Origin of the sequence: Pseudarthrobacter sp. GA104 (assembly GCF_009741265.1) — a bacterium.
GTDB lineage: Bacteria > Actinomycetota > Actinomycetes > Actinomycetales > Micrococcaceae > Arthrobacter.
Genome location: NZ_WOWL01000001.1, coordinates 3812074 through 3824307 on the forward strand (window position 1 = coordinate 3812074; position 12234 = coordinate 3824307).

At 66.8% G+C, this 12234-nt stretch carries 10 protein-coding genes; 9 read left to right on the forward strand and 1 reads right to left on the reverse strand.

Features of this window, described 5'->3' with window-relative positions:
* Window positions 1–4 precede the first annotated feature (4 nt).
* The 9 genes from lysA (at window position 5) to GK109_RS17465 (ending at window position 11249) form a co-directional block, all read left to right on the forward strand.
* The gene (gene lysA / locus GK109_RS17425; RefSeq protein WP_157241821.1) at window positions 5–1480 is read left to right on the forward strand and encodes a diaminopimelate decarboxylase; all 1476 of its coding nucleotides are present in this window, start codon (window positions 5–7) and stop codon (window positions 1478–1480) included.
* Window positions 1481–2809 carry a homoserine dehydrogenase gene (locus GK109_RS17430; RefSeq protein WP_157241822.1) on the forward strand — a complete coding sequence of 443 codons (1329 nt, stop codon included), beginning with the start codon at window positions 1481–1483 and terminating at the stop codon, window positions 2807–2809.
* Window positions 2810–3916 (forward strand): threonine synthase, encoded by a 1107-nt coding sequence (gene thrC / locus GK109_RS17435; protein WP_370460670.1) that lies wholly within the window; start codon window positions 2810–2812, stop codon window positions 3914–3916.
* A gap of 2 nt (window positions 3917–3918) precedes the next feature.
* Window positions 3919–4905 (forward strand): homoserine kinase, encoded by a 987-nt coding sequence (gene thrB, locus GK109_RS17440; protein WP_321213863.1) that lies wholly within the window; start codon window positions 3919–3921, stop codon window positions 4903–4905.
* A gap of 296 nt (window positions 4906–5201) precedes the next feature.
* Window positions 5202–7355, forward strand: coding sequence for a transcription termination factor Rho (gene rho, locus GK109_RS17445; protein WP_370460671.1), 2154 nt, complete (start codon window positions 5202–5204; stop codon window positions 7353–7355).
* A gap of 304 nt (window positions 7356–7659) precedes the next feature.
* Entirely contained in the window at window positions 7660–8733 is a 1074-nt protein-coding gene (gene prfA, locus GK109_RS17450) for a peptide chain release factor 1 (RefSeq protein ID WP_157241824.1), read from the forward strand.
* Window positions 8734–8754: 21 nt separating this feature from the next.
* Entirely contained in the window at window positions 8755–9627 is an 873-nt protein-coding gene (prmC, locus tag GK109_RS17455; protein WP_157241825.1) for a peptide chain release factor N(5)-glutamine methyltransferase, read from the forward strand.
* 12 nt (window positions 9628–9639) lie between these two features.
* Window positions 9640–10476, forward strand: a complete 837-nt coding sequence (locus tag GK109_RS17460) for an L-threonylcarbamoyladenylate synthase (RefSeq protein ID WP_370460672.1) — start codon at window positions 9640–9642, stop codon at window positions 10474–10476.
* Complete coding sequence (locus GK109_RS17465; protein WP_157241826.1) at window positions 10476–11249, forward strand: WecB/TagA/CpsF family glycosyltransferase; 774 nt, start codon at window positions 10476–10478, stop codon at window positions 11247–11249. The genes GK109_RS17460 and GK109_RS17465 overlap by 1 nt, the downstream gene beginning before the upstream one ends.
* Before the next feature lie 10 nt (window positions 11250–11259).
* On the opposite strand, the gene GK109_RS17470 is transcribed toward GK109_RS17465, so the two are convergent.
* Window positions 11260–12156 carry a glycosyltransferase gene (locus tag GK109_RS17470; protein ID WP_157241827.1) on the reverse strand — a complete coding sequence of 299 codons (897 nt, stop codon included), beginning with the start codon at window positions 12154–12156 and terminating at the stop codon, window positions 11260–11262.
* Window positions 12157–12234: the final 78 nt, after the last annotated feature.

Here is a 12234-nt window from a genome sequence, read left to right on the forward strand (position 1 = left end):
TCCAATGACTGCACAGGACCCCATTGCCGGTTCTCCGCTAGCCCCGGGCTGGCTGTCTGTCCCTGCGGACCTGAATGCCCTCGAGCCAAAGATGTGGGCACAGGATGCAGCCAGGAACGAGTCCGGTGAACTCACCATCGACGGCATTCCGGTCAGCGAGCTCCAGCGGCAATATGGGACCCCGCTCTTCGTCATGAGCGAGACCGACTTCCGTGCCAGGGCACGCGCCTTCAGCGACGCCTTCAACAATGCGTTCGCCGATATCTGCGGGGGAGTGGACGTCTATTACGCCGGCAAATCGTTCCTGTGCACCGCCGTGGTGCGGTGGGTCGAGGAGGAGGGGCTGCGGCTGGACACTGCGTCCGGCGGCGAGCTGGCCGTCGCGGCAAAGGCCGGGATTCCCGGCGCCGACGTGGCCCTGCACGGCAACAACAAGTCCGACGGCGAGATCCACCGTGCGCTGGACATGAAGCTGGGCCGGATTGTGGTGGACAGCCTCAGCGAACTGGTCCGGGTGGGCGCCATCGCTGAACTGCGGGGGGAAAAGGCCAAGGTCATGCTCCGGCTCACGCCGGGAGTCCACGCGCATACCCACGAATTCATTGCCACGGCCCACGAGGACCAGAAGTTCGGCCTCTCCATGGCGGCGGACACCACCGAACAGGCAGGGCTATCCGCTGCTGAAGAAGCAGTGGCAGCCGCTGCCGCGCACCCGGGCATTGAACTGCTGGGACTGCACTGCCACATCGGATCCCAGATCTTCGAGCCGGACGGCTTCGCGATGGCTGCCGAGAAGCTCCTTCGCTTCCTCGCCGCCATGCAGGAAAAGTACTCCATTGTCCTTCCGGAGCTGGACCTCGGCGGCGGCTACGGCATCGCCTACACCCCGGTGGACACCCCCCGCCCCGCAGCCGAGATCGCGGAGGCGATGGCCGCCGTCGTCCGTTCCACCTGCGCAGCACTGGGCATTGACTCGCCCCGCATCTCCATCGAACCCGGACGCGCCATCGTGGGCAGCACCACCTTCACCCTTTACGAAGCGGGGACGATCAAAACCGTGCGCGTGGACGCGCCGGCCCCCTCCGGAGCCAGTGACGGAGGCAACAACGTTACGTATCCGCGCCGGTATGTTTCGGTGGACGGCGGCATGAGCGACAACGCCCGGCCCGTGCTCTACGACGCCGATTACTCCGCAATTCTGGCCTCCCGCGCGTCCGCGGCGGCTCCGCAGCTGTCCCGCGTGGTGGGCAAACATTGCGAGAGCGGCGACATAGTTGTTAGAGATGTATATCTGCCCGAGGACGTGGCAGCCGGTGATCTGCTTGCTGTACCGGGGACCGGCGCCTACTGCTGGGCCCTGTCAAGCAACTACAACTATCTGGCCCGGCCGGGCGTTGTCGCGGTGCGCGACGGATCTGCCCGGCTGATTGTCCGCGGGGAAACCGAAGAAGATCTGCTGAACCGCGACATGGGAGCCTGAATGACGGAATTGCGAACCCTGAAAGTAGCCCTGCTGGGCTGCGGCAACGTTGGGGCCCAGGTTGCGCGGATCCTCATTGAGGACGCCGACACCCTTGCCGCCCGCACGGGCGCGAAGCTGCAGTTGAGCGGCATCGCCGTGCGCAACGTCAATGCCCCCCGCGACGTGGACCTGCCGCAGGAGCTCTTCACCACCGACGCCGAGACGCTGGTCAAGGACGCGGACCTGGTGATCGAGCTGATGGGCGGCATAGAGCCGGCCCGCACGCTGATCCTTTCTGCCCTTCGCAACGGTGCCTGCGTTGTCACGGGCAACAAGGCGCTCGTGGCGCAGGACGGACCCACCCTGCACGAGGAGGCTGACAAGGCGGGCGTCCAGCTCTCCTATGAGGCCGCCGTCGCCGGTGCCATCCCCATCCTGCGTCCCATCCGCGACAGTCTCGCCGGCGACCGGATCACGCGCGTCCTGGGCATCGTCAACGGAACCACCAATTTCATCCTTGACCAGATGGACAGCACCGGAGCCCAGTTCGCCGATGCCCTCGCCGAAGCGCAGCGCCTTGGCTACGCCGAGGCGGACCCCACTGCCGACGTCGAAGGCCACGATGCCGCCGCCAAGGCCGCCATCCTTGCCTCGCTCTCCTTCCACACCCGGTTTGCCCTGGAAAACGTCCACTGCGAAGGGATCACCTCGGTCACTGCGGCGGATATCGCCGCGGCCAAGGACGCCGGCTTTGTCATCAAGCTGCTGGCGATTGCGGAGAAGCTTCCCGCAGCAGGCACGGATGCCGACGGCGGCGAGGGCGTCTCCGTGCGCGTGCACCCCACGCTGCTTCCCCGGGAGCACCCGCTGGCCGCCGTCCGCGGCGCCTTCAACGCGGTGTTCATCGAAGCCGAGAATGCCGGCGAACTGATGTTCTACGGACAGGGAGCCGGCGGTACCCCCACTGCGTCCGCTGTCCTGGGCGACCTGGTCTCGGCCGCGCGCAGCCTGGTCCTCGGCGGACCCGGCCGGACGGAAACCACCACCGGCCAGGTTTCGGCGCTGCCGATCGACGCGGCCGTTACCAGCTACTACATCGGGCTCGACGTCGCCGACCAGCCGGGCGTGCTGGCCAGGATTGCCCAGCTCTTCGCCGAGCACGGCGTATCCATCGAGATCATGCGGCAGACCATCCACCGTGACGCGGAGTCCAACGTGGAATCCGCCGAGCTGCGGATCGTCACCCACCGCGCGTCAGAGGCTGCCCTAGCGGCCACCGTCGAGGCCGTGAAAGGCCTGGACGTCATCAATTCAGTTACATCCGTTCTGCGGGTAGAAGGAGTCTAAGTGGCTCACCAATGGCGCGGCGTCATCCGCGAATACGCTGACCGTCTGCCCGTGACGGAATCCACCAGGGTCATCACCCTTGGCGAAGGCGGCACACCGCTGGTGCGCGCGCAGAAGCTTTCCGAGCTCACCGGTTCCGAGGTGTACCTGAAGGTTGAGGGCATGAACCCCACGGGTTCCTTCAAGGACCGCGGCATGACCATGGCCATGACCGCCGCCGTCGCCTCCGGGGCAAAGGCTGTAGTCTGCGCCTCCACCGGTAACACCTCCGCCTCTGCTGCCGCCTACGCCACCGCTGCCGGCCTGAAGTGCGCTGTCCTGGTGCCGGAAGGCAAGATTTCCATGGGCAAGCTCAGCCAGGCCATCGCCCACGGCGCCACGCTGCTGCAGGTGGACGGCAACTTCGACAACTGCCTGGACATCGCCCGGAAGCTGGGGGAGTCCTACCCTGTGTTCCTGGTGAACTCAGTCAACCCGGCCCGCATCCAGGGCCAAAAGACCGGTGCCTTCGAAATCGTCGACGCGCTGGGCGACGCTCCGGACATCCACGTCCTGCCGGTCGGCAACGCCGGAAACATCACCGCTTACTGGAAGGGCTACAAGGAGTACTCCGCTCCCTTCGAGTCCGAAACGGCCGGCACCCTTCCCGCCGTCTCCACCAAGACCCCGGCCATGTGGGGTTTCCAGGCGGCTGGCGCGGCCCCCTTCGTCGCCGGCCACCCCATCACCGAACCGGACACCATTGCCACGGCCATCCGGATCGGAAACCCCGCCTCCTGGGACGGCGCCATTGGCGCCCGTGACGAGTCCGGCGGACTGATTGACGCAGTCACGGATGAGGAAATCCTGAATGCGCACCGCTGGCTGTCCGCACGCGAGGGCGTTTTCGTGGAGCCCGGATCCGCCGCAGGCGTGGCCGGGCTGCTGAAAAAGCACGCCGCCGGTGAAGTCCCGTCGGGCAAGACGATCGTCATCACCGTTACGGGCCACGGCCTCAAGGACCCCCAGTGGGCCCTGCGCACCGAGGACGGCAGCGATGTGCAGCCGGTCAAGGTACTCAACGACGTCGTCACGGTTGCAGCCGAACTGGGACTGGAAGACAAATAACCGTGGAAACCACCCTCACTGTGCCCGCCGAGTCCGCAGCAGCTGCGCCGGCAGTCCCGGCCGGCCAGCTGGTGACCGTCCGCGTGCCCGCCACCAGCGCGAACCTGGGCCCCGGGTACGACAGCCTGGGGCTCGCCCTGTCGCTGCACGACACCCTGACGGTGGAAACCCTGGGCAGTGGCGAGCTGCACTTCGACCTCAGCGGCGAGGGGGCTGAAACACTTCCCCGCGATGCCAGCCACCTGGTGGTCAGGGCCCTCACGGAGGCCCTGCACCGCCTGGGCTTCCGGCACGAGGGGCTTCGGATCACGGCGGACAACGTCAACCCTCACGGGCGGGGGCTCGGGTCCTCGGCGTCGGCAGTGGTAGCTGCCGTGACCGCAGCCAATGCCCTGGTTCCTGAGGCTGCCCGCCGCGGGAAGGACTGGATCCTCCAGCTCACGTCCGAGATGGAGGGGCACCCGGACAACGTCGCACCCGCCATTTTCGGCGGACTGGCACTGTCCTGGCAGAACAATGACCAGTACAGCAGCACGCGGGCAACGGTGTCGGAATCGGTCATCCCCGTTGTGGCGGTGCCTGACTTCGAGCTTTCCACGGAGGCGGCCCGGGCCCTCTTGCCGGCCTCGGTGGGCCACCACGCCGCCGCAATGAACGCCGGCCGCGCCGCGCTGCTGATCCACGCACTGACGGCCAAACCAGAATTCCTGCTGGCCGGCACCGAGGACTACCTGCACCAGAGCTACCGGGCGGAGGCCATGCGCCCGTCCGCAGCGCTGATCGGGGCGTTGCGCACGGCAGGATATGCCGCCGTCGTTTCGGGCGCCGGGCCCACTGTGCTGGTCCTGGCTGACGGCGAGGCCGAGGCTGCCGCCGTTGTGGCTTTCATCGAGGACTTCATCGCAGCCAACACGCCGGATATGGCATGGCGGGTGCTGAAGCTGGCAGTGGACGTTGAAGGTGCTAAGGTGGAGATGCACCGGCGGTAATTCCGCCTATCTGATCTCCTCCAGCATTCATTTGCGATTTGATCTCCTACTGCGCAATCTATTCCGGTGCCGCCTGCTTGGTCTGTCGCAGGAATCTGTAGCTATAAAGCTGCCCCTGATGCGTCAGCCCATCCCTCCGCCACGGGCGGAGTGGAAGGTGAATCAGTATCCGGCCCTGCTGGCCGATCTCCAACCGGCAAGGCCGAACAATCCGGCTGCAGATCTGAACTGCAGCCCAGATCAAATCATCGCGTCCAGCTCCTCGTCTGGACGCCGTCGAGGGGGAAGGATCCTTCGTGACCGAAACCACTGAGCTGTCGCCAGCTGTGGAACTATCATCTTCTGCTGCCGAATCGCCGGCCGCACCCGCCAAGAGCAGTGGCCTCGCAGGCCTTAAGCTCGCCCAGCTGCAGGCACTTGCCAGCCAGCTCGGTATTTCCGGCGGTTCCCGGATGCGCAAGGGGGACCTGGTCTCAGCCATTTCCGCCCATCGCGCCGGCACCCCGTTGACCAAGGCTCCTGCCAAGGCAACCGAGAAGCGGGCGGAGAGCATTGCCGCCCCGGCCGTCTCCGCCCCGGCTGCCGCCGCTCCGGCTGAGACTCCGGAAGCGCCCGCTGAAGGCACCCGCGCCCGCCGTGGCCGCAGCCGCCGCGCAGTGAGCGACGGAGTGGTGGCACCGGCCGCCGCTGAGCCCGCTGCTGCCGAAACGGGCCCCGCCGCGCCGGTGGAAGCGCCTGCGGAGGCTCCCGAAGCAACTGAAGGCGCCACCGAGCGCCGCCAGCCGCGCACCCGTAACCGCCGCCGCGGCGAAGCTGCCGCCGCAGCACCCCAGGGTGCGGAGGCCGCCGAGGCTCCTGCCGTGCAGGCCGACGTCGAACAGCGCCCCGCAGCACAGGCCGCGGAACAGCGCACCTCAGAACTGCGGACGTCAGAACAGCGCACCGAAGCTCCGGCTGAGGGCGATGCAGGCCAGCGCACCGACCGCCGTGAAGGCGGCCGCACCCGCGGCCCGCGTGAAGGCACCGAGGGCGGCCGTGACAACGCAGGCAGCCGCGAGGCCGGCCAGCGCGAAGGGTCCCGCCGCGAGGACAGCCGCGACAGTGACGACTCCGACGGCGGCAGCCGCCGCAACCGCCGTAACCGGCGCGACCGGAACGATCGCAATGACCGCTCGGGCGGCCAGGACCGCGACAACTCCCGCAATGACCGCTTCCGCGACCGCAATGACCGCCGCCGCGGCCGCGCCCAGGGTCCGGATGTCGACGACGTTGAGGTCACCGAGGACGATGTCCTCCTGCCGGTAGCCGGCATTTTGGACGTCCTGGAGAACTACGCGTTTATCCGTACCTCCGGTTACCTGCCGGGCCCCAACGACGTCTACGTCTCCCTGGCCCAGGTCAAGAAGTACAACCTGCGCAAGGGTGACGCCGTCGTCGGCGCCATCCGGGCGCCCCGCGATGGCGAAGACCGCAGCCAGCAGTCCGCCCGCCAGAAGTTCAACGCCCTGGTCCGCGTCACTTCCGTCAATGGCAAGACGCCGGAAGAGCTCAAGGACCGCGTCGAGTTCGCCAAGCTGGTTCCGCTCTACCCGTCCGAGCGCCTGCGCCTGGAGACCGATCCCAAGAAGATCGGCCCCCGTGTCATCGACCTCGTGGCGCCGATCGGCAAGGGCCAGCGTGGCCTGATCGTCTCGCCGCCGAAGGCCGGAAAGACGCTCATCCTGCAGTCCATCGCCAACGCGATCACCACCAATAACCCTGAGGTCCACCTCATGATGGTGCTGGTTGACGAACGCCCCGAAGAAGTCACGGACATGCAGCGCACCGTCAAGGGCGAGGTCATTGCCTCCACCTTCGACCGTCCTGCCGACGACCACACCACCGTGGCCGAACTTTCCATCGAACGCGCCAAGCGCCTCGTGGAAATGGGCATGGACGTTGTGGTCCTCCTGGACTCCATGACCCGCCTGGGCCGTGCCTACAACCTGGCGGCACCGGCCTCGGGCCGCATCCTGTCCGGTGGTGTCGACTCCGCGGCACTGTACCCGCCCAAGCGTTTCTTCGGTGCAGCCCGCAATATCGAAAACGGCGGCTCGCTCACCATCCTGGCCACCGCGCTCGTAGAGACCGGTTCCAAGATGGACGAGGTCATCTTCGAAGAGTTCAAGGGCACCGGCAACATGGAGCTCCGCCTGTCCCGCCAGCTGGCTGACAAGCGCATCTTCCCGGCCGTGGACGTCAACGCGTCCGGCACCCGCCGTGAAGAGAACCTGCTCTCGCCCGAGGAAGTCAAGATCATGTGGAAGCTGCGTCGCGTCCTCTCCGGACTCGAGACCCAGCAGAGCCTTGAACTGCTGACTAACAAGATCCGGGAAACCCAGAGCAACGTTGAGTTCCTCATGCAGGTCCAGAAGACGACGCTTGGTGCGAAGTCGGATAACGACAAGTAGCTGAGTCACCGCTCAAAATATGCCGGCCCCGCCCCTACGCCGGGTGGCTTGCGATCTACGATCCCAAGCCACCCGGCTCCGGCAGGCCCGTAAGGGAGATGACGAGGGCCCCGACCTGAGCTTGCGAAGGTTGGGAGTCATCGACTGCTCCTTGGCCGGCATATTTTGAGCGGTTCGTCGTTAACGGTTCCGCACCAAGAGACGCGACGCGGGGTCACTTTTGGCCCTCCGGGAGCCCTGGATTGGGCGTTAACTGACCCCGCGTTGCAGTAACTAGACTTGTACAAGTCGAAAGAGGTTTTAAATGTTTGAGTCCGTACAGGGCCTGCTTGATGAGCATGACTCCATCCAGGCGCAGCTGGGGGATCCTGCTGTTTATGCTGACCAGCGGCTTGCCCGGAAGCTGGGGCGGCGGTCGGCTCAGCTTAATGGCATTGTTGAGGCCTACCACAAGTGGGAGGCTATCCGGGATGACCTGGCTGCTGCCAAGGAGATGGCGGCCGAGGACCCTGAATTTGCTGCCGAGGTTCCCGAGCTTGAGGCCGCTCTGGAAACTGCCGCGGCCAAGCTGCGGCGGCTGCTCATTCCGCGGGATCCTGACGACGCCCGCAACGTCATCCTTGAAGTCAAGGGCGGTGAGGGCGGCGACGAGGCTGCGCTCTTTGCCGGCGACCTGCTGCGCATGTACACCCGGTACGCGGAATCGCGCGGCTGGAAAACCGAAATCATTTCCGCCACGGAATCCGACCTTGGCGGCTACAAGGACGTCCAGGTGGCGGTCAAGGGCAACTCGAACGATCCTGCCGAGGGCGTTTACGCCCGCCTGAAGTTCGAGGGCGGCGTGCACCGCGTCCAGCGCGTTCCCGTCACCGAATCCCAGGGCCGCATCCACACCTCGGCAGCCGGCGTGCTGGTCCTCCCCGAGGTGGACGAGCCCGAAGAGCTTGAGATCAACCAGAACGACCTCAAGATCGATGTCTACCGGTCCTCGGGCCCGGGCGGCCAGTCGGTCAACACCACGGACTCTGCCGTGCGCATTACCCACCTTCCCACCGGAATCGTGGTGGCCATGCAGAACGAGAAGTCGCAGCTGCAGAACCGTGAAGCCGGCATGCGCGTGCTGCGGGCACGCATCCTGGCTCACCAGCAGGAGCAGATCGACGCCGAGAACTCGGCCCAGCGGAAGTCGCAGATCCGCACCATGGACCGCTCGGAGCGCATCCGCACGTACAACTACCCGGAAAACCGCATCGCGGACCACCGCACCGGCTACAAGGCATACAACCTGGACCAGGTGATGAACGGCGACCTGGAACCCGTCATCCAGTCCGCAATTGAGATGGACGAACAGGCTCGCCTGGACGCCATCGGCGATTAGTCCTTCCGGCACATCCCAGACATGACACTTGAGCCAGGCCAGTCGCTTGCGGATGCCGTCGCCGAGGCAACAGCCATCCTCCGGGACGCCGGCGTGCCCAGCCCCCGCGTGGACGCCGAACTGCTCGCCGACCACCTCCTGAATGTCGGGCTCGGCCGCCTCCGTGCCATGATGCTTGGCGATACTCCAGCGCCGGAAGGCTATGCGGCCCTCGTGGCGGAGCGTGCCGGCAGGACGCCGCTGCAGCACATCACCGGTGTGGCGCATTTCCGCTACCTCGAACTGGCCGTGGGGCCGGGGGTCTTCATTCCCCGCCCGGAGACCGAGTCCGTGGTGCAGTTGGTGATCGACCACGTCATCGGCGTGCCGCACCCGCGCATTGTGGACCTTGGTACCGGATCCGGCGCCATCGCCGGCTCCATCGCCCACGAGGTGCCCGCCGCCGAAGTCCACGCGGTGGAGTTCAGCCCCCTCGCCCACGCCTGGGCTGCAAGGAACCTGGCGCCCCTGGGCGTCAACCTCGTCCAGGGGGACCTGCGGGACGCGCTGCCGGAGCTCAACGGAACTTTCGACGTGGTGGTGTCCAACCCGCCCTACATCCCCGCCGAAGCCATCCCCAACGAACCCGAAGTCGCCCTCCACGATCCGCCCGAAGCGCTGTACGGCGGGGGAGCGGACGGGATGGAACTTCCGACGGCGGCCGCTGCCTCCGCGGCCCGCCTCCTGCGGCCCGGCGGCTACTTCGTGATGGAACACGCGGAAGTCCAGGCGGCCTGGATCTCGGCCATGCTGGCCAGGGCAGGGAACTGGACCGGAATCAGGACGCATCTGGACCTCAACGGCAAGGAACGCGCCACCAGCGCCCTGCTCGCGGATCCGGACTACAGGGAATGAAAGAATAGGCGAGTGACCACTACCTACGACTGCACCAGTGACGACGAGCGCGCCAAGGGGCTGGAGCACGCCCAGCGGGCCATCAGCGAGAAGAAGTGCGTGGTCTTTCCCACGGACACTGTTTACGGCATCGCCGCCGACGCCTTTTCGCCCCAGGCCGTGACCATGCTGCTGGTATCCAAGGGACGCAGCCGCACCATGCCACCGCCCGTGCTGATCCCGCGGATCAATGCACTTGATGGACTGGCTACGGATGTGTCCCCGGACGCCCGCAAGCTTGCGGAGGCGTTCTGGCCGGGCGGCCTGACCCTGATCCTGCACGCCCAGCCGTCCCTCGACTGGGACCTGGGCGAGACCAAGGGGACGGTGGCACTGCGCATGCCGGACGACGAGATCGCCCAGGAACTGCTGACCCTCACCGGGCCGCTCGCCGTATCCTCTGCGAACCGCACGGGCCACGCGCCCGGGCAGACGGCCGCCGCCGCGCGCGAGCAGCTTGCCGATTCCGTGGAGGTCTACCTGGAAGGAGGCTTCCGGCCGCAGGAAGGCCAGGACGCCGTGCCCTCCACCATTGTTGACGCCACGGGGCCGCACCTGCGCGTGGTCCGCAACGGTGCCGTAAGCCTTGACCAGCTCCGGGAGCACGTTCCGGGTGTCCTGGGCCTGGGGGAGATCCCCATGGCTGAAGAGGAACCGGTGGATGCAGGACCCGCTGACGCGTCGCCTGCGGTTGCGGCTCCCGTGGCGGAGGAGCAGGCCGCCGCGCCGGTCCAGCCCCCGGCAGGGTCCTCCGCCGTCGAACCCCCCGCTCCCGCAACCCCGGCGCCGGCGCGGGACACTGAATCTTGATGGCACTGGACCGCCAGCAGGTCCCGGTGCTGGATGTTGAAGCAACCCCGCTGCGCGTTCCGGAACTGGTGGCGGAACTCAGCCGCTACGTCCAGGAAGGCTCCACCCGGACGGTGCTGGGCCATAACCTCCACAGCGTCACGCTGACCCTCTCGGATGAGGGCTTCCGCGACCTCTACCAGCGGAGCGACGTGGTCCTGCTGGACGGGGCTCCCGTGCTCTGGCTGTGGGGGAGGACAGGCAAGGCTGAAGGCCCCGTCATGGACTACAGGCTGGGCTCGACTGACTGGCTTCCGGCGCTGGACCAGGTGCGGGGACTGGAGCGGATTGCCGTGCTTGGCGCCGGTGCGGAGGCCAACGCCGGCGCCGTCAGGAAGCTGCAGTCAATCGTCCCCGGCGCAAAGGTTGCAGGCTTTCCGGGGGAGGGCTGGGATGACGGGCTTGAGGATGAAGCTGTGGCCTGGCTCCACCGGCAGCAGCCGCAGCTGGTCCTGATCGGACTTGGCATGCCCCTGCAGGAAAAAGTTTTGCAGCGGCGCCTTGGCGAGATGCCGCCGGCGGTCTACTGCGCCGTAGGCGGAGCGATCGAACAGCTTGCCGGCTTCCAGAAGCTCGCCCCCCGGTGGCTGGGCAGGCTGGGACTGGAGTGGGCGTGGCGCCTGCTGCTTCATCCCCGCCGCGTGGCGTACCGCGTGCTTGGCGAGCCCTGGGTGCTGCTGTGGCTCCTGGCCGCCCGCGGGCTGAAGCGCCAGGGGCTGGCGCGCAGGAGCTAGGAACCGCAGCCTAGAACTTCTGGTCTTCCAGCGGCGCGAACCCCTTGCCCCGGAGGCCGGTGGTGAAGGACCTGGCCCAGCCCAGGAAGCCGGGAAGGTCCCGGCGCTGCAGGAAGTAGCCCAGATAGCCGCCCACATCCGCAACGAAGGACCTGACGCGGAAGTACCGGCGGATCAGATAGCCGCGGTTCCGGTAGTAGTAGTACCGCTTGAAGGCCGATTCCGGAACAATGACGTGCCAGCCGGCGCCGAACACATGCTGGGTCTCCGAAAACGCGTGCGGGTGGGTGATGGCGGTAGTGGTCACCGTGCCGAACCTGATCCCCGCCTTGCGAAGACGGATGGTGAAGTCAACCTCGTCGCCGCGGATAAAGAGCCGCATGTCGGGCAGGCCCACTTTGAAGAAGACGTCGGAACGGATCAGCGCCCCGTTGAAGAAGTGGCCGTCGTTGGGCAGGAAGCCCAGCTTTTCCACCTCGGCGCGGCTGTGCGTGACCTTGCCGTCCAGGCGGAAGAAAAAGGAAAGCCGGTCGGGCTGGCCCGGCGCCGTCACCAGCGGAACCACCGCTTCCAGGTCCCGTGCCTCAGCCTCACGCACCAGCGTTGCAAGGCATTCCGGATCAGCCGGCTCGGCGTCGTCGTCCATCATCCAGATCCATGTGGCACCGCTGGCCACGGCCTTCAGCGCCGCCAGGGCGAATCCGCCTGCTCCACCGAGGTTTGCTTCCGAGCGGACGTAGTCGACATTCGGGTGCTTGGCGGCGACGTCCGCGGCCGGGGCCGTGCCGCTGTCCACCAGGCAGATCGTCTCCACGGGTGCGCTCTGCGCGTTGATCGCATCCAGCAGGACAGCCAGTTCATTGGGCCGGTCGAAGGTCACGGCAGCGACGGCTATGCGGGGGGTCATTGGGGTCCTTTCAGCATGGCTGACAGGGATTTCCCCGCTCGCACTGCGCCGTGTGGCGCGAAGCCATGATGCTGTTGG